16 protein-coding genes and 1 pseudogene are annotated in these 17303 nt (G+C 59.1%); 5 read left to right on the forward strand and 12 right to left on the reverse strand.

The window, feature by feature from the left end:
• Together RLEG4DRAFT_RS60250 and RLEG4DRAFT_RS60255 are read right to left on the reverse strand one after the other, a co-directional pair.
• Positions 1-957, reverse strand: a complete 957-nt coding sequence (locus RLEG4DRAFT_RS60250) for an ABC transporter permease (protein ID WP_003576714.1) — start codon at positions 955-957, stop codon at positions 1-3.
• 137 nt (positions 958-1094) lie between these two features.
• A complete protein-coding gene (locus tag RLEG4DRAFT_RS60255) occupies positions 1095-2732 on the reverse strand; it encodes an ABC transporter substrate-binding protein (RefSeq protein ID WP_003576712.1) in 1638 nt (545 codons plus the stop codon).
• Positions 2733-3053: 321 nt separating this feature from the next.
• On the opposite strand from RLEG4DRAFT_RS60255, the gene RLEG4DRAFT_RS60260 reads away from it, so the two are divergent.
• The 4 genes from RLEG4DRAFT_RS60260 to pdxA all read left to right on the forward strand — a co-directional run bounded on the left by RLEG4DRAFT_RS60260 (position 3054) and on the right by pdxA (position 7670).
• Positions 3054-3959, forward strand: coding sequence for a dihydrodipicolinate synthase family protein (locus RLEG4DRAFT_RS60260; RefSeq protein WP_003576710.1), 906 nt, complete (start codon positions 3054-3056; stop codon positions 3957-3959).
• A gap of 11 nt (positions 3960-3970) precedes the next feature.
• Positions 3971-5158, forward strand: a complete 1188-nt coding sequence (locus RLEG4DRAFT_RS60265; RefSeq protein WP_003576708.1) for a sialidase family protein — start codon at positions 3971-3973, stop codon at positions 5156-5158.
• A 350-nt stretch (positions 5159-5508) separates the two neighbouring features.
• Positions 5509-6642: an iron-containing alcohol dehydrogenase gene (locus RLEG4DRAFT_RS60270; RefSeq protein ID WP_003576707.1), complete on the forward strand. Its 1134-nt coding sequence runs from the start codon at positions 5509-5511 to the stop codon at positions 6640-6642.
• Positions 6643-6656: 14 nt separating this feature from the next.
• Positions 6657-7670, forward strand: coding sequence for a 4-hydroxythreonine-4-phosphate dehydrogenase PdxA (gene pdxA / locus RLEG4DRAFT_RS60275; protein WP_037093339.1), 1014 nt, complete (start codon positions 6657-6659; stop codon positions 7668-7670).
• Here pdxA and RLEG4DRAFT_RS60280 read toward each other — a convergent pair.
• The 5 genes and pseudogenes from RLEG4DRAFT_RS60280 to RLEG4DRAFT_RS60300 form a co-directional block, all read right to left on the reverse strand.
• On the reverse strand, positions 7639-8730 hold the full coding sequence (locus RLEG4DRAFT_RS60280; protein ID WP_003576702.1) for an acyltransferase family protein: 1092 nt from the start codon (positions 8728-8730) through the stop codon (positions 7639-7641). The genes pdxA and RLEG4DRAFT_RS60280 overlap by 32 nt on opposite strands.
• 91 nt (positions 8731-8821) lie before the next feature.
• Complete coding sequence (locus RLEG4DRAFT_RS60285) at positions 8822-10348, reverse strand: lipopolysaccharide biosynthesis protein (protein WP_003576700.1); 1527 nt, start codon at positions 10346-10348, stop codon at positions 8822-8824.
• Positions 10349-10368: 20 nt separating this feature from the next.
• The gene (locus RLEG4DRAFT_RS60290; protein ID WP_003576698.1) at positions 10369-11454 is read right to left on the reverse strand and encodes a polysaccharide pyruvyl transferase family protein; all 1086 of its coding nucleotides are present in this window, start codon (positions 11452-11454) and stop codon (positions 10369-10371) included.
• Between the two features lie 244 nt (positions 11455-11698).
• Positions 11699-12181, reverse strand: a pseudogene (locus tag RLEG4DRAFT_RS60295) (RES family NAD+ phosphorylase).
• Entirely contained in the window at positions 12178-12609 is a 432-nt protein-coding gene (locus RLEG4DRAFT_RS60300; protein ID WP_003576694.1) for an antitoxin Xre-like helix-turn-helix domain-containing protein, read from the reverse strand. Before RLEG4DRAFT_RS60300 ends, RLEG4DRAFT_RS60295 begins: the two are co-directional and overlap by 4 nt.
• Before the next feature lie 73 nt (positions 12610-12682).
• Between RLEG4DRAFT_RS60300 and RLEG4DRAFT_RS60305 the strand changes: the two genes are divergently transcribed.
• Positions 12683-12826: a hypothetical protein gene (locus tag RLEG4DRAFT_RS60305; protein WP_171898176.1), complete on the forward strand. Its 144-nt coding sequence runs from the start codon at positions 12683-12685 to the stop codon at positions 12824-12826.
• Positions 12827-12853: 27 nt separating this feature from the next.
• Here the strand turns inward: RLEG4DRAFT_RS60305 and RLEG4DRAFT_RS60310 are convergent, their stop codons facing one another.
• The 5 genes from RLEG4DRAFT_RS60310 to RLEG4DRAFT_RS60330 form a co-directional block, all read right to left on the reverse strand.
• Positions 12854-13624: an ABC transporter permease gene (locus tag RLEG4DRAFT_RS60310; protein WP_003576692.1), complete on the reverse strand. Its 771-nt coding sequence runs from the start codon at positions 13622-13624 to the stop codon at positions 12854-12856.
• Positions 13621-14409 carry an ABC transporter ATP-binding protein gene (locus tag RLEG4DRAFT_RS60315; protein WP_003576690.1) on the reverse strand — a complete coding sequence of 263 codons (789 nt, stop codon included), beginning with the start codon at positions 14407-14409 and terminating at the stop codon, positions 13621-13623. Before RLEG4DRAFT_RS60315 ends, RLEG4DRAFT_RS60310 begins: the two co-directional genes overlap by 4 nt.
• Before the next feature lie 10 nt (positions 14410-14419).
• Complete coding sequence (locus tag RLEG4DRAFT_RS60320) at positions 14420-15460, reverse strand: ABC transporter substrate-binding protein (RefSeq protein WP_003576688.1); 1041 nt, start codon at positions 15458-15460, stop codon at positions 14420-14422.
• 47 nt (positions 15461-15507) lie between these two features.
• The gene (locus RLEG4DRAFT_RS60325; protein WP_003576686.1) at positions 15508-15954 is read right to left on the reverse strand and encodes a VOC family protein; all 447 of its coding nucleotides are present in this window, start codon (positions 15952-15954) and stop codon (positions 15508-15510) included.
• Positions 15955-16061: 107 nt separating this feature from the next.
• Entirely contained in the window at positions 16062-16925 is an 864-nt protein-coding gene (locus tag RLEG4DRAFT_RS60330; protein ID WP_003576684.1) for a helix-turn-helix domain-containing protein, read from the reverse strand.
• Between the last annotated feature and the right edge of the window lie 378 nt (positions 16926-17303).

The raw sequence follows: 17303 nt of genomic DNA on the forward strand, positions 1-17303 counted from the left end.
TCAGCGGCTCCGTCTTGCATCATTGGCGCGCGGATCGAGCAGCGGATAAAGCACGTCGACCAAAAGGTTCGACACCATCACCAGGAACGACCCGATCAGCGTAATCGCCAGAATGACCGGATAATCGGAATTGATCAGCGCCTGCACCGTCAGGCGGCCGAGGCCAGGCAGGCCGAAAACCAGTTCGACGAAGATCGCGCCATTGACGATGGTGATCATGATCAGACCGAGCTGGGTCACGACAGGCGTCAGCACCGGCCTCAGGATATGGCGGAGCGCCACGATGATCTCGGGCACGCCCTTGGCGCGTGCGGTCCGCACGAAATCCTCCGATAGCACCTCGATGACGGCCGCACGGGTCTGGCGCACGATCAGCGCGATCGGCTGGAAGGAAAGCACGAGCAGCGGCAGCAGGATCCGCACATCGAAAATGCCGCCCCAGCCATAGGGTACGCTTGCGCCCGGTAGCAGTACGATCAGGCCGACCATCAGCAAGGGACCTGCAACATAGGCCGGGATCGCCCAGAGGAAAAGCGCCGACCCCAGAATGGCGTAGTCGAGCCGGGAATTCTGGTTCAGCGCGGCGATCATGCCGAGCGGGATCGCGACGACGGTCGTCAGGATGATGGAACAGAGGGCGAGCTGAAAGGAGACGGGGGCAGCGGCCGAGACCATCGCCCAGACGGCGCGGCCCGAGGTCAGCGAATTGCCGAACCGGCCGTGCAGCAGGTTCCAGATGTAAAGACCGAACTGCTCGATGAAGGGTCTGTTGAGGCCGGCGCTTTCGCGGATGGCTTCGATGCGCTGCGGATTATAGGCGACATCGCCCGGCGCGCGCAGGAAAATGAGTTTTATCGGATCGCCGGCGCCATAGAAGGCCAGCGCATAGACGGCCAGCATCACCACAAGGACGGACGGAATCCAGATGACAAACCGGGTTAGCACGTAGCGCAGCATGGCCACCTCTCACCTGTTGTTCGATGCGGTCCGCCTCTCTCAGAAGCCCGGCAGATCGCATCTCTTCTTCTTGAAACTTGCGCGAAGGCCTTGCAGCCTCCGCGCGCTTATTGGCAATTGGAACGACCTTCCCCGGATCAACCGATGGAAATGTTCCAGGGCTCGACGACCTGCCAGTCGAGGTTCTTGTCCAGGCCCTTGACCTCCTTGGTGGCCCAGCGCGACATCGCCTGAGAATACCACGGGATGAACGCCCAATCGTCGCGGAACGCCTTCTGGGCTTGCTGGGCGAGAGCAACGCGCTGCGGATCATCCGCAGCTTTGGTCGTCGCTTCGGCAAGGGCGCTGTCGACCTTGTCGTTCTTGTATCCGCCGAGCTTGTTTTGAGCGTTCGACGAGGTCGAGGCGATGGAGCCCGCGAGATAGGACACGGCATCAGGAACACGGGTGCCGACGTCGTCGCGGAAGATCTGGACGGAATTCTGATCCGGACCGGCATAGGCGTCCTGCTGCGGCTTCATGTCGACGGCTGTTATGCCGAGATTCTGGCGCCACTGCTCGGCGATGAACTGGGCGGCGGCCTGAATGGCCGGTCCCGAGATACCGACGAACAGGATCTTCGGCAGGCGCTCAGGCCCCCCATAGGTGGATTCAGAAAGCAGCTTCTTGGCGGCCGCCGGATCAAAGGGATATGGCTCGAAACCGGAATTTTCGGCACCTGGAACTGCGTTGAGGATCTGGTCGGCCTTCTTGTGCGGCCCATCCGGATAGGACGCCTTGAACAGGCCGTCGCGGTCGACCGCCATGATCAGTGCCTGGCGAACCTTCGGATCGTCCATCGGCGCGCGGGAGATATTGAACCAGAAATGCTGGCTGGTCGGGATCAGCGGGCCGGCCGAGAATTCCGGACCGAGATCCTGGATGATCGTCGAGGTGATCAGCTCGGTGTGAGCGTTGAACTCGCCGGATTTGATCAGGGACGTCGCCGTCACATTGTCCTCGATCGAGGTGATGTCGATGCGCGCAAGCTTCGGCTTGGGCCCGAAGAATTTTTCATTCGGCTCGAAAGAGAGCTTGCCGGCATCGATATCGATGCTCGCCAGCTTGAACGGACCGGAGAAGACCGGCTTGTTCTCAGGCTTGTACCAGTCGACGATCTCCTCGCCGTCGCTGCCGCGCGACTGCGCCGCCTTGGTGATCGGCGCGATGTGGTTTGCAAGGCGCATGAAGAAGATCGGATCGGCGGCGGCAAGCGTCACGACCACCGTCCCCTCGTCGGGTGCTGCGACACCGGTCAACTCATTGCCGGAACCCGCGGCGATTTCGGCATAACCCTTGACCTTGCTCAGCACCTGGTCGGCGCGCTGGTTCTTGGTGTTCGGCATCGAGGAGACTTCCCACGATCCCTTGACGTCGGCCGAGGTGATCTTACTGCCGTCTGAGAAAACCGCCTTGGGATCGATCTTGAATGTCCAGACGGTATTGTCGGCCGATTCCCAGCTGGTGAAGACGTAGGGCTTGATATTGCCTTCGCTATCGAAATACATCGGTGAGGCCCACCAGATCGAATTCCAGCGGAATGTCCTGCCGCCGCCGCGCAGCGGTGACCAGTCCTGGTCGAAGGCCGGATGTGCGACTTTCAGGACCTGGCCCTCATCAGCCATCACGATGCGGGCATTCATCCCGAATACGGTCAGGCCGACGCCGGCCGCAAGACCGAGCTTCAGCGCATTGCGGCGCGATAAATTGGTTTTCTCAGATTGATCAAAAGACATGGCATTCCTCCCACGGTGAATTCGGCAGCGCTCTCCCCGCACCTGCCAGGCGCAGCACAATCCGTTCCTTATGGTTCCCTCGTTATTGTAAATATGTCAACAAAAAATCACTGTTTTAGTTCGAACAAAATTTCGTCGCAAAAATAATCAAATAATATCAACTAGTTAAATTTCCACCTTCGCGTCACAGCATTTTGTCTTCTTGACAAAAGACCTGCAATGGAAGTTCTTGGCACTTCATAGCGGCAGACGGATGAGAATTCATGCGCAGCGGGGCGGTTCAAACATGGATCGGCAGACCGACGCGCCGAGGAGGGCGGAATGAGCCAACATAGGATCACAGGCGTTTTCAGCGCGGCCGCAACGCCGCTGACGGCGGACAATACGCCTGATTTCGTCCTTTTCACCGACCATTGCCGGCAGTTGCTGGCCGAGGGATGCCATGGCGTGGCGCTGCTCGGCACGACGGGCGAGGCCAATTCCTTCTCCGGCACTGAGCGCCGCGCCATTCTGGAAGCGGCTGTGAGGGCCGGCATTCCCGCCGACAGGCTTCTGCCGGGCACCGGCGTCGTCGCCATTCCGGAGACCGTGGAACTGACCCGGCACGCGCTGTCGCTCGGTGTCACCAAGGTGGTTATGCTGCCGCCCTTCTATTACAAGGGCGTCTCCGACGACGGCCTCTTTGCCGCCTATTCGCAAGTGCTGGAAAAGGTCGCCGACACTCGCCTGAAGGTGATCCTCTATCATATCCCGCAGGTCTCGGGCGTTCCACTGTCCATCCCGCTGATCGGCCGGCTGATTGCAGCCTTTCCGGAAACGGTGGTCGGCATCAAGGAATCGGCCGGCGATTTCAACAACATGCAGGCAATCATCGCCGCCTATCCCGGCTTTTCGGTGCTGGCCGGCGCCGACCCGCTGCTGCTGCCGCTGATGAAGGCCGGCGGCGCTGGCTGCATCACCGCCACTTCCAATCTGGTGGCGGATTCGCTGCGCACAGTTTACGACCATGTCCATGATGAGGCGCGCGCTGGCGATGTCGAGGCGGCACAGGCGCGTATCAACGCCTATCGCACGCTTTCCAACTCCTACGTCCAGATCCCGACCATCAAGGCAATGGTCGGATTGAAGACCGGCAACCCCGCCTGGAAGCGCACGCGCGCACCGCTGATGCCGCTCGGCGAGGCGGATTACGCCGCACTTGCCGAAAGCTATGCCAAGCTGCCTTGAGGAGATCGCCCATGAGTTTTACCGGCCTGCCTTCGGAAGTCGTGCCCGCCATGATGACTGGGCTTATCACCCCTCGCCCAGCCATGAATGGCCGGGCCGATGCCTATCTGCCCTCACCCTGCATCCAGAACCATGCGGCAAATCTCGCCTTTCTGCCCGACGGCACGCTCAGCTGCGTCTGGTTCGGCGGCACGATGGAGGGCATGGGCGACATTTCGATTTACATGTCGCGGTTGGCCCCCGGCGCCGAGCGCTGGTCCGAACCAGACAAGATGAGCGACGACCCGCAGAAATCAGAGCAGAACCCGTTGATTTTCAACGCTCCTGACGGAAAGATTTGGCTGCTCTATACCTCGCAGACCTCAGGCAATCAGGACGGTTCCGTTGTCAAATGCCGCACATCAGACGATGGCGGCAAAAGCTTCGGGCCGGTCAGCGTCCTCTGCGACAGCCCCGGCACCTTCGTTCGCCAACCGCTCGTCGTCAACGGCAAGGGCGACTGGCTGTTACCGGTCTTCCGCTGCGTCGGTCGCAACGGCCAGCGCTGGAGCGGCGACGCCGATACGGCAGCGGTGCTGATCTCGCGGGACGGCGGCGCGAGCTGGCGGATGCACGATATTCCAGACAGCATCGGCGCCGTACACATGAACATCCTGCCGCTCGGAGGCGACAAAATGGTCGCCTTCTACCGCAATCGTTTCGCCGAGAGCATTCTTTCCAGCCGATCGTCCGATAGCGGCGAAACGTGGAGCGCGCCCGAGCCGACCGAACTGCCGAACAACAACTCCTCGATCCAGGCCACGATCCTGAATGATGGAGCGATTGCAATGGTTTATAACCACTCGAATGCAAGCACATCGGATGCGAGGCGCCAGTCTCTCTATGACGAAATCGAGGGCGGCGAGACCAAAGAATTCACTGTTGTCGCCGCCGATATCGGCCGCAAGGCGGTCTGGGGGGTTCCGCGGGCGCCGCTGAGCCTGGCGATCTCGAGGGATGGCGGCAGGAGCTTTCCGCATCGCGTGGATCTCGATACCGGCGACGGCTTCTGCCTCAGCAACAACTCGAAGGATTCGCTGAACCGCGAATTCTCCTATCCCTCGATCATAGAGGGCGACGACGGCACACTCCATATCGCCTACACCTATTACCGGCGCGCCATCAAATATGTGCGGCTTGCCCCGCAATCACTGTCGTAAGAGCGCCGCCGGTGGAAAAACCTGCGTCCGATCGCGCGCGAAAGGACGTCGGCCGGAAGGGCATTGGTCGTCGTTGCGAGAGGATTTGACAACAGCCCGGCCGTTCGTCGCCGGCGCAGCGATGACACTATACTCCGTGTTCGGAATGCCGATTTACATCGTTGAATTTATCATATTTATTTGAATTTCAACGGGATATTGGAACGTGGCACCGCTTTGAAAGCGTATTCGGCGGACATGTTGGGCTCTAAAAATTTCGCTGTCCTGGAATGCTGGCTTGACATTGATCTTACAACTTTACATTAAAGAGAGACGATATCGCCGCAAGGTCTTGCAGGGAGGACTGGTTCATGGCCAGCTTGGATTCGCCAATTACGATCGTCCGGCCGCATCTAATTGAATTCGGCATCGGCACGGCGGGAAAGCTCGGTAAATGGGCTGCAGACCAAGGCTATCGGCGCACGCTTGTCATCTCCGATGCTTTCAACGCATCGCGCATCGATGTGCTGGAACTCACGGGCGAAGTCACCGTCTTTTCTGAAGTGACGCCGGAGCCGGATACCGCCAACCTCGAAAAAGTCCTGGCGGCGGCCAATGGCGCCAACGCCGAACTGATCGTCGGCTTCGGCGGCGGCAGCGCCATGGATCTGGCAAAACTTGCCGCAGTTCTTGCCGGCTCGGCGCAGACCCTGCATGACGTTGTCGGCCCGAACAAGGTGCATGGGCCGCGCAAGGTGGCGCTCGCCCAGGTGCCGACGACCTCGGGCACCGGCAGCGAGGCCGGCATCCGCGCGCTCGTCACCGATCCCAAGACGATGGCGAAGCTTGCCGTCGAAAGTCTGCACATGCTGGCCGACATCGCTGTCATCGATCCGGCCCTGACCTTCACCGTGCCGGCCCGCACCACAGCTGCCACCGGCATCGACGCGATGGCTCATTGCGTCGAGGCCTTCACCAACCGCAAGGCCCATCCGATGGTCGATATCTATGCGATCGAGGGAACGCGGCTGGTCGGCAAATATCTCGCCCGCGCCGTCAAAGACGGCAACGATGCGGAGGCACGCGCTGGCCTGTCGCTCGCATCGCTTTACGGCGGCTTCTGCCTCGGCCCGGTCAATACCGCCGGCGGCCATGCGCTTGCCTATCCCCTCGGCACGCGCTGGCATGTGGCACATGGTGCTGCGAATGCGCTGATCTTCCCGCATGTGCTCGCCTTCAACGCGCCGTCGGCCCCGGAAAAGACGAAAGCAGTGATGCAAGCGCTTGGGCGTCAGACTTCGGAGGAAACAGCATCCGTCTTCGATGCGGCTTACGCTTTCTGCGCCGCCCTCGGGATCGAGATGAAGCTTTCCGGGCTCGGTGTGCCGGAAAGCGATCTCGACGCCATGGCCGACGACGCCTTTGCCATTCGCCGTCTGCTCGATAACAATCCGCGCGATCTCACGCGCGCCGACATTCGCTCGATCTACACAGCTGCGTTCTAGAAGGGATTTTGATGATGGACAGGAATGCGAAAGTCGCGGTGACGCTCGGCGATCCCTCCGGCGTCGGCCCCGAAGTGATCGTCAAGGCCCTGGCGGCCCTTCCGAGCGAAGAGCGCCGCGATTTCGTCATCGTCGGCAATGTCGAAGCGCTGGAGCGCGCCGATCGCGTCTGCGGCACCGGCCTGAAATTCGCGCCTGCCGATGCCGGCGGCGATGACAGGATTGCCGTCGACGAAGTTCTGCTCGGCGCCGCTCTGCCGGAGATCGGCAAGGTCAGCCCCGTCGCCGGCGACGCCTCGGTGCGCTATATCACCCGTGCCGTCGATCTTGCCATGTCGGGTGAAGCCGATGTGATCGTCACCGCGCCGATCAACAAGGAGGCGATGAACCTTGCCGGCCATCACCATGACGGCCACACCGGGCTTCTCGCCCATCTCACCGGTTCGAAGAGTTCCTTCATGCTGCTTGCCTCCGAGCGGCTGAACACTATCCATGTGTCGACCCACATCTCCCTGAAAGGTGCAATCGAACGCGCCAAGACCGAACGGGTGCTGGCCACCATCGAAGCCGGCCACAGGCATTTCCTGCGCCTTGGCAAAAAGGCTCGCATCGCCGTTGCCGGACTCAATCCGCATTGCGGCGAAAATGGCCTGTTCGGCACCGAGGACACGGAATTCCTGGTACCCGCCGTGGAGCAGGCGCAGGCAAAGGGCATCGACGTCGTCGGACCGATCTCGGCCGATACGGTTTTCGCCCGCGCCTATAACGGCGCCTTCGATCTGGTTATCGCCCAGTATCATGACCAGGGCCATATCCCCATCAAGCTCGTCGCCTTCGAGACGGCGGTCAACGTCTCGCTCGGCCTGCCGATCGACCGCGTCTCTGTCGATCACGGCACCGCCTTCGACATCGCCGGCACGGGAAAGGCGAACCACGTCAACATGTTGTCGGCCATCGCCTATGCCCGGCTGATGGCGCGCTCGCCGCGGCGGGATGTCAGTGAGCTGGGCGGGTCCGGACAGCGATAATTTTGTCTACGAAACGAGCAGTTACATAAGCGAAACAGACGACTGCGCTCAGAAGCACGAAGAAAGCGAGAGGGCCATTCACCCCGATCGACCCGGCAACCGGCTTGAATACACCGATCACACCTCGGTGCAAGATGTAGACGGGGTAGGAGATATACCCGACCCACGTCGCCAACGCCTCTAATTTGGCAGGCATTTCCAAAAAGAGGCCAAGCATCACAATGAGCGGCGCCAAGGCCATCGCGAACATCAAATCATAGTAAGGCCGCAGCACGGACGGAACCGGCGCCGCGATGCAGATCATCAGAAGCAGGCATGGCACCAAGGCGATCCAACCCTTTCTCCAGGCCGGCATGCCACCGAATAAACGGCTGATCACAACCCCTGCCGTAAATGAAAACATCACCCTTGGCAGTCCCCCGACCGCGGAAGGCCACTCCCAGCCAATATTCAACAGACCGTAGTGAAGACCGACACAAACCAATAGCGCAGCTGAGACCAAGGCAACGAGGCAAAGGGCGCGGATGGAGAGCCGAAACAGCCACAATGCGAAGAGTATGTTCACCAACAGTTCCCAGAACATCGACCACGCTGGGCCGTTGATTGGAAACATCCCCTGCATCGAGTTGGCTTGAAGGAAATACATCGGGCTGGGCAGAAAAGCCCCATTAGCAACTGTCGACACCAGCAGGTCAATGACACTTTGACCTCGCAGCCCCCAGCTTGTCAGCAGAATGATCTGGACGAGACCAACCAAAATTCCGATCAGATAGAGCGGATAAAGACGCTTGATTCGTGCCGTCATGAACGACTGGAATGGCAGACCGCGCGAAAGCCTTTTTCCGTAAATGTCGGCGATAATAAACCCGCTGAGAACGAAGAAAAAGTCGACTGCGAGATAGGCTGACGGGGCGTATCTCTCTTGGAAATGTGTAGCGACAACACAAATGGCGGCAAAGCCGCGCATCGCATCGAGCGAATAGTAGCGGCTACGGTCGGAAATCGAGACTCCCGCGTTGTCGATTGCCGATGGCGCATAATCGCGGTCGAGACTGGTCATCTATCGATCATCCTATGACACTTTATCTGAGGGGCGTGCGCAGCGGTCGGCTTGAACCGCTGCACAGGTCGCTGCGCAGGAGCGCCCGATATCACGATTGCTGGGCGATAGTGTCTACAATTGCGTCCTTATTTTTCTTGCGCTGCCGTACCTGCTTTATGCTGCCGATCAAGACGTTCAAACGAGCCCTGCAAAGGGCAAATATCAGGCAGCAATACGCCATCCCGCCCGCAACGATTTCCACGGCCAACCGTGGATAAGGCGACCAATGAACGAGCGGTTCGTGCAGGAGCAAAACGACAGCAACCATTCCCGCACATGCCAGACTTGGCCGAAGGAATTGCATCAGATAGGCCCCGACGCTCAACTCTATATGCCGCGAAACCTTCCAGCTGGTGATCGGCCAAAACAACAGAACTTCGATCATAATGGCGAAAACAATGGTTGTGACGCCGTAAGGATAAAGAACTGCGATGGTCACGAGCGTGAGCAGATTGCGTGCCACCTGGTAGTAAAACCACCAATCCATCTCCCCTTGGCTCTTTATCAAGGATGCCTGCACGTAGCCGATCCCAGCCATCAACCCTATGACGCAGTAGAAACGAACTGGCCAAACGGCCTCGATCCAATGCGCGCCGAAAATGGTGGTGATCGCATCACCGGCGACTGCGGCAAGGCCAATGAATACCGGATACGAAACCAGAGAGCAGCCAAACGTGGCCATCAGGAATGCTTCTCGAACTTTCTTCGGATCGCTTCGCAAGGAGGAAAGCAAGACGTGCGTGACAGATGTTAAGCCCCCCGCAATAACGTTATTGATCATATCGAACAAGCGCTTCGAAAAGTTATAGATACCGAGTGCCGATGGGCTCAAGAGCACGCCGATGATCAGGTTGTCCAAGCTCATGGTCTGTAAAAACCGAGTGCCAGAAGCGAAAAAGCCATAGTGAAGAAGGTCGTTCAGGCTTTCTCTCTTTAAGTGAAGGCCGGGCGACCAGCCAGCACCCCAGAATGCAGCGCCGCAGGATGCCGCTGTGGCCGCGATCTGTGCAATCGCGAGCGCCCACAAGCCGAAGCCCGCCAGAACCAATACAAGGCAAATGCAAGCAGAAGTGATCGTGGCTATCACGGTACGGACCGCCACCAGGTGGAATGACATCTTTCTATTGACAATCGCATTCGGAACGACGGCCGTGAAATCGAAGAAGACCTTCAGCCCCATGATGTAGATAAGGGAGGTGACTTCCTTATGCCCCACGTATGCCGCGATTGGCGAGGCGGCGATACACAGCACTCCATAGATCAAAAACGAGAAGGCAAGGGAAAGTGCGAAGATGGTATCGAGGTGGCTACGCCTTATTTCGGCTCTCTGTATGATTGCTTCACCAAATGCAGTCGGTCCAAAACTACCTGCAAATGACACGATACTGAATGCCAGGGCGACAAGACCGAAATCCTGAGGCTGGAGAACGCGGGACGTCACCACGAAAACTGCGAAGGTGAGGACCGTCGGGATGAGCGTACTCATCGCCGACCAAAAGGCACCCGTTACGGCTGCGGCCGATCGGTTCTTATTGACATGGCTGAATAGAATATCATCGTCTCGTGCAACCGACAAAACTGAACTCCTACGGACAATCAAACGATAGAGGGATGAGGGACGAGGTCTGGGGCAGGAAGACCGGGACGCAGATCGATCGGTCTGCTAGACTTGTACCAAGCGCCGTTCATCTCATACGGAAGGCGGGACATGGCCGCCAAAAGCTCATTGGCATTTGTCGCTTGCTCCACCAGGAGAGCGTCGCTACTCCAGCTGCTGATGAAGTCGTGCAGCTTGCTTCCGCTTCTCGCAACCGCGACATGCGGTTTATTGAGCAAAAGACAAAGAATATGACCATGTAAACGGTTGGTGATTATCCGTTGCGCGCCGGACAGCATCTTCACGCCATAATCGACATACCGAGCAGCGACATCCTCGTGATGCTGGGCAACCATCTCGGGACGGCTAAAGCCGCGCCGCATGGCTGCCTTGACGACACTCGACTTGTGCAGGTGCGACAAATTATCCGGACCGTTGATCCAATTGGTAAGGGGTCCCTCAACGATCGCTCGGGCTTCAGCGATATCAACGTCGTCCTCTCCGGAGGGCTGCATGACGTATAATACCCGGAGAGGATCAGCTTCGAACGGTTTAAGCAGCTCGATCCCGAATGCCGTATCCGGCCCCGCCTCGACATCGCAATCGAAGTTCGCTTTTGCCAGTTCGAAACTCCGCTCATCGCGGGTCATGAAGAAAAATTTGCGATGCCTACCAATCGTACGCTTCGCGTACTCCATCAGTGCGTCGTTCGCGAAATCGATTGTTTGAGGCATCTGAATGATGGTTCGATCCGGATATTTGCACGCCAAACGGTAACGAATATCATCTCTGCCGATCCGTGCATCTCCGAAGTCCGCCCACCCGCAAATGAAGATTGGAGCGTCGCCGGGAGCGGCTTTTATTTGGTTAATACTTTCAAGAGAGCTACCGGTAAGCACCGGTAGACGCCCCGTTACCTCCCACAATACCTTTGCCAATCCCAACCAACTTGCATGATGGCCAGGATCTTTGTTTGATGGAAAATCCATTATAATGTAGGGCTGTCCCCTACTAATAAATTTCCTTACCGATCTAATCAACTTTTCTTGTTGTCGCCGTAGTACAACTTCACCGAGATGATGCATATATTCTACTTGTCTTTTAAAAAATGAACAGGATCTACATCTCCAAGTTCGACAAGTCAATTGCACTGCACTGCGTCATAGATACGCACCACCTTATCTTAGCAAATGATGATGAGGTTCGGACGCTGCCGGCTCCGGCTCAGCAACGACCCGTCCAGACAGCTTCAAAGAAATCATCGGATAGCCGCTCGCCGAGACCGGTTCCGGGCCGATGCGGCAACCTCGGCCTAAACGGCCGAGCCCATCACAGGCCGAACAGGCGGCGATCCCAGAAGACCGGCTGGGGGAGGCTGACCGTGATCGATGAGAATTCCGGGTGGGCCGGATTGATCAGCACGTTACGGTCGACGCGGGCGACGACGCTTGGCACCAGCAGGATGGCGCTGCGCTTCTCCTGGCACCACTTTTCGCCGAAAGCCTTGCTGACCCCAGCCGGCATGCCGTCCCAGCCTGAGAGCGCCGGCTCTGACAAGACCTCGTAGCTGAGCCCGCGCGGTATGGTGATCGTGACGTAATGCTGGTTGGGCGGCAGGCTGCCGCTGCCGTGGACGAGCTTTTCGAGCAGCGCAGTCGAATAGTGCTCGCTCGTATAGATGATCGGGCTGCCCTACGTATTCCACCGCCCCGGCGCGATGGTCGAGCCGGTGGCATCGAAGATCGGGTAGGTTCCGGCGGGATCACCGAAACGGACGGATATCAGCGTGCAGTCGAGAAGCTGTGCGCTCACGCAGCGCTGCCGTATTTCAGGCTTCCAAGGATATCAAGCACGAGCTCGCCGCCGATCTCGCTCTGGATGACGACATCGATCGGCCGCCTGTCCTCCAGCATCGCATGCGGACGAAACAGGAAATCACGCGCCTCGGCCTCGGCCTGCCAGACATCGAGCGCCAGGCCCCAGACGCGCGCGAGACGGGCGAGCCTTACGCCCTCGTCGGAAGAGAGCCGATGCTTGGCCTTGCGCCGCTCATAGGTGGCCTTGGGAACGAGCCGGTATTTGAACTGGGCGTCGCTCGGCGCCAGAAGCAGCGCCATGCGGTCAAGCGCCTTGACCGGCAGTCCCGCCTCAATGCTGGAGAGCAGCCCGAAGGCCGAGCGCGACGCCGGCTCCGTGGAGGGTAGCCCCAGAACGTCGGCAACGGCAGCAAATCCCATCATGACAATGGCCCCAATCACTTGAGGTTATATTTGGTCTCAAGTGGGCCGGCGATCAAGAGCATCCTTTGCTTGCTTGCCGAGGGAGGCGGATTACAAGCATGGCGTCGAGATCGGCAACATCGTCAATCCGCTCGGAACCTGCATCGACGTCGGCTTCTGCACCGAACGTCTCGACCTGGTCGCCAACGGCACCCCAGACGACGAGCTAGAATCATAGAGATGTGTTGACCGCATTGAACGCTTTTCAGCTTGGCCCCAGCTGCAGCCGACGGAAAACCCTTTCGATCTGGGCCACACCCGCAAAAAAAATGATGCCGGAGAAAGAGGCAAGTACGACCGCGGCAAAAAGCCTTTCGGCCTGATAATTGAATGTCGACTGGATGATGACAGCGCCCAGCCCCTGGTTCGAGCCGATCCACTCCCCGACGATCGCGCCGATCACACAGGTGGTTGCGGAAATGCGCAGCGACGCAAAGAGCAATGGGGCCGACCGTGGAGCGCGCAGGCGCCAGAACGTCTCCCAGCCGCTCGCCGAAAGCACATGCATCAGGTCGAGCTCGCTCGCAGTCGCCAGATTGAGGCCCCGGGCGGTATTCACCAAGGTTGGGAAGAAGCAGATGAGAGCAGCGATGATGACTTTCGGAAGCATGCCGAGGCCGAAGATGAGGATAATGATCGGCGCGAGCGCAAGCACCGGAATCGTATTGAACAGCAGGACAACGGGGAAATAGGCGGCTTGGAACCGCGGATTATAGACGAAGGCAACCGCCAGGATCACAGCGAGACTATTGCCCAACAGGAAACCGAGGCCCGCCTCGCCCCATGTCGGAATGGCGTTCGACAGCAGGAAGCGCCATTCGCTTGCAAGCGTACGCAGGATCGCCAGCGGCGTCGGGACGATATAGCTGGGAATACCCAGCGCCGGCACGAGCCATTGCCAGGCAAGGAGCAGCGAAAGGGCGCCAATAACAGGAAGGCCGAGGGCCTCGGCAAGGGACAGCGGACGATGCCTCATGCAGCCGAACTCCCCTGCTGGAGCAATTGGCGTAGATGGGCTGCGGTCTCCTGGACATCCAGGCTCTCGCGCCGACAGAGCCCGCGCTCGTCTTTCAGCGGCGTAAGGTCGATGAGCGCCTGGACGCGGCCCGGATTGGCCGCCAGGACCAGCACGCGTCCGCCGAGATAGATCGCCTCGACAACACTATGGGTGACGAACAGGATGGTCGTGCCGGTGCGGCGCCAGACCTCCAGAAGCTCGTCGTTCAGTCGCTCGCGGGTTATCTCGTCGAGCGCACCGAAGGGCTCGTCCATGAGCAGGATATCCGGCTCGCATTGAAGCGCCCGCGCTATGGCGACGCGCTGGCGCTGGCCCCCTGACAGTTGATGCGGATACCGGTCGGCCAGATGCGACAGGCCGACCAGCTCGATCCAATGGTCGGGCCGCGCATCCACCGATCGCGAGACATTCTTCTTCCCCACCTGCAGCGGCAGCTCGACATTCTCCCTCACGGTCCGCCAGGGCAACAGCGTTGCGTCCTGAAAGACGAAGGCGACTTCGCGCCGCCGGCGCGCCTCCGACGCTGTCCCGCCGAGCACCGACAGCTGCCCGTCAAGCGGCGGGAGAAGATCCGCCACCGCACGCAGGAAGGTCGACTTGCCGCAGCCGGAAGGACCCAGAATGGTCAGAAATTCGCCCCTGCCGACGCTGATGTCGACGCCGGACAGAATGCGGGTCGTCTCGGCGGCGCCGGCATAGCCGATAGCCAGATCCTTGGTTTCGATAGCCACTGCTTCGGGCAAATCCGCTCTCTCACGCAATCTTCGGACGGTCGTCTGCCGTCATGTCCAGGATCCTGGTCGTATAGCAGTCCTCCAGCTTCGGCGCGCCGCTCTTGAACTGGCCGATCTTGTCGTAGACCGAAATCTGCTCGGCAAGAGCGGCCGGATCGAAGCTGCCCCAGCCATCCTTACCGGTCGCTGCGTCGAAGCTCAGCGACAATATCCGCGGTACTGTCTTCAGCTCCACGGCAAGGTCGAGCTGCGGATACGCCTCCACCATCAATTTGACCGCCTCTTCAGGATGTTCATGCGTCCAGGCCCAGCCCTTGGCGACGGCACGCAGCACCTTTGCCAGCGTCTCCGCATGGCCGCTCACCGCATCGTCGGTGGCAAAATAGACGTTCGCGTAGGAGGGCAGGCCTGTATCCTTCATCATCAGATCGATGCGGTCGGGGCCGATGATGGAAAGGGCCTGCGTGTTGGTGATCCATCCGGTCACCGCATCGACCTGGCCGGTCATCAGCGGCGTCATGTCGAAGCCGATATTGGCGATGGTTAGGCTCGAGGGATCGATATTGTTCTTCAGCAGGATAGCATCAAGCACGTAACGGGCCGTCGGCTTGCCGATGCGCTTGCCGACCATATCCTTGACAGTGCGGATCGGCGCCTTGGGCAGTGAATAAAAGGCGAAAGGCGCCATGCGGAAACCGCAGGCGAAGATCTTGATCGGCACGCCTGATGACCGGGCAAGAAGAAGCTGTGCCGAATCGGAGAATTGGCCGAGCTGCGCATCACCCGTAATCACGGGCGGCACCGTTGCCGAATTGGGACCGCCAGGAGAAAACTCGACGTCGAGCCCCTCGGCCTCGAACAGACCTTGCTTGACTGCGACGATATCGCCGATCTGTCCGTTGCTCATCAGCCAATCGTATTTGATGACGACCTTGGATGCGGCGGCGTTCGAATGACGAGGCACAAACACGCTGATCCCCGCCGACGCAGCAGCAAGGGCAAAGGCTCCCTTCAGGACAGCGCGCCTATCGACCACGATTTTCTTGTCATCCCGGTTCATTTGCTTGCCTTCCCGTTGTTGAATTGTTGGACGGCTGGCCGGGCCGCTTACGCTCGCTGTTGCGGGTCGATGTCGCCGATCGGGCCGCCTGCGGACCACGCATAAATTTCCCAGAGATTGTCATCGGGATCGGCGAAATAGCAGCATCTTGCGTTCCAGACATAGTCCTGTGGTGGCGCCTGGAAGAGCACGCCCGCGGCCTTCAGCTCCGCATAAGCAGCATCGACCTGCTCCGGCGAGGCGAGCTCGATGGCCGCGCAAGCCTTATGCACGCCTGGGGGCGCGCGACAGCCCGAGACGCCGGTAAACTCGGCAATATGCTCGATCTGCCAGAGTGCCAGCGTCACACCCGCTCCTTTGAAATCGGCAAAGCCGGGAGCCCGGCGGCGTGGTTTGAAGCCAAGCCGTTCGACATAGAAGTCCGACGCCCGGTCGATGTCCTCGACCAAAAAGCAGATGTCGGTAATCGGATTGGCTTGGGCAAAAGCGGTCATATAGGCCTCCTGATGGAAGAAGCCTCGCAGACCGCAGCCTCAAGAGATTTCAAATTCGTGCGGTTGTCTTTCGAAAAATTGCTGATTTGCGATCGGCCGCCGCCGGCTCAAAGACGGACCGATCGTCGGTATTCCTTCGGTGTCGCCCCTATCAGACGGCGGAAGACGCTGGAGAAATGCGCCTGGCTCGAAAAGCCTGTGGCGTAAGCGATGTTTGCGAGCGTTTCCTTGCCATCTGCGAGGTAAAGTCGCGCCCGCTCTATCCTGCGTTCCAGGACGAAGCGATGCGGAGCCATCCCTGCCGCCCGTTTGAATTCCCGGCTGAAGTGAAAGGGGCTCATATGGGCCACCCCGGCCAGTTCCTCGACACTAAGATCGGATTTGCCAAGCAGGCTCTCGATGTAGTCGATCACACGCCGGAGATTGTCTGACGTCAGAGGACGATCGCCGGCTTCAGGTTTGGCGCCCAGAAGCTTTACAACGCAACAGGCGAGTGCCATCCCCAGGTGCTGCATCAAAAGCGGGTCGTCGCGCTCGGTCTTGCCGGCGACAAATGCAAGGGAGAGCGCGACCTGCAGTGTTGTCGAATCAGCCGTGGCGCTGAGTGCATCATTATCCCAATGCTCGGGATCAAAGCGAGAGCCGCCAATGCTGCTGTAGAGCGCAGGTGACTGGAAGATCGAGATATAATCCGCCGCATCACCATCGACTTCAAGAACCGTGGCGGCGGGTTGAAATCCCAGGGTGAACGGCGGCCGCTCAACTTTGCGGAATGCCCCGCTTCCAAGCCGATAGGCATATTTGCCATGCGCCGTTCGATTGATCGAAATTCTATGAAGGGAGCCCCTCGAAACCATTTGCCCCGCGGCGCTGCGATAGCTCTCGACGATCATGTCGCGCTGAACGAAGGCCTTGTAGCCTCCAAGGGATGGCCGGCTTATTGAGAAAATCGTCGGGTCGATATCGGGCATTGTTTCACTCTCCCTGGCAGGCGAGAGGCAAGTTGCGCGCCAAGTGGAAGCCAAGCTTCGCGTTCGATATCAACGTCGCAGCATAAAGCCAGATCGTGCCCATCTAAATCGTGATTTCACGCCCGCTGTCGCGCCACACTGCACCGCGGTTTAGCGGGAATTTATCCTCGGCAAATTTGGCCGCGTGCGCAAGAATTATGCACTGCATCCTTCTTCTTGATCAGTGGCGGTAGACATATCCGATAGATCGTCGGGGCATCCGAAATCGGTCCCAGTCGCGGCAAACCGCGGCCAGGGATGAGCTTTCGTTCCGTCCACTCTTTTCCCAGGAGATCGTTCTTTTGGAAATTCGTTCCTATTCATCCGCCTTAATCCATT

The organism is Rhizobium leguminosarum bv. trifolii WSM2297 (genome assembly GCF_000271845.1).

Coding starts and splice junctions, on each gene's coding strand:
- RLEG4DRAFT_RS60270 (WP_003576707.1), top strand. CDS start 5,509: ATGGCCAGCTTGGATTCGCCAATTACGATCGTCCGGCCGCATCTAATT.
- RLEG4DRAFT_RS60330 (WP_003576684.1), bottom strand. CDS start 16,925: ATGCCCGATATCGACCCGACGATTTTCTCAATAAGCCGGCCATCCCTT.
- RLEG4DRAFT_RS60320 (WP_003576688.1), bottom strand. CDS start 15,460: ATGAACCGGGATGACAAGAAAATCGTGGTCGATAGGCGCGCTGTCCTG.
- RLEG4DRAFT_RS60265 (WP_003576708.1), top strand. CDS start 3,971: ATGAGTTTTACCGGCCTGCCTTCGGAAGTCGTGCCCGCCATGATGACT.
- RLEG4DRAFT_RS60255 (WP_003576712.1), bottom strand. CDS start 2,732: ATGTCTTTTGATCAATCTGAGAAAACCAATTTATCGCGCCGCAATGCG.
- RLEG4DRAFT_RS60290 (WP_003576698.1), bottom strand. CDS start 11,454: ATGCATCATCTCGGTGAAGTTGTACTACGGCGACAACAAGAAAAGTTG.
- RLEG4DRAFT_RS60310 (WP_003576692.1), bottom strand. CDS start 13,624: ATGAGGCATCGTCCGCTGTCCCTTGCCGAGGCCCTCGGCCTTCCTGTT.
- RLEG4DRAFT_RS60260 (WP_003576710.1), top strand. CDS start 3,054: ATGAGCCAACATAGGATCACAGGCGTTTTCAGCGCGGCCGCAACGCCG.
- RLEG4DRAFT_RS60300 (WP_003576694.1), bottom strand. CDS start 12,609: ATGATGGGATTTGCTGCCGTTGCCGACGTTCTGGGGCTACCCTCCACG.
- RLEG4DRAFT_RS60280 (WP_003576702.1), bottom strand. CDS start 8,730: ATGACCAGTCTCGACCGCGATTATGCGCCATCGGCAATCGACAACGCG.
- RLEG4DRAFT_RS60250 (WP_003576714.1), bottom strand. CDS start 957: ATGCTGCGCTACGTGCTAACCCGGTTTGTCATCTGGATTCCGTCCGTC.
- pdxA (WP_037093339.1), top strand. CDS start 6,657: ATGGACAGGAATGCGAAAGTCGCGGTGACGCTCGGCGATCCCTCCGGC.
- RLEG4DRAFT_RS60325 (WP_003576686.1), bottom strand. CDS start 15,954: ATGACCGCTTTTGCCCAAGCCAATCCGATTACCGACATCTGCTTTTTG.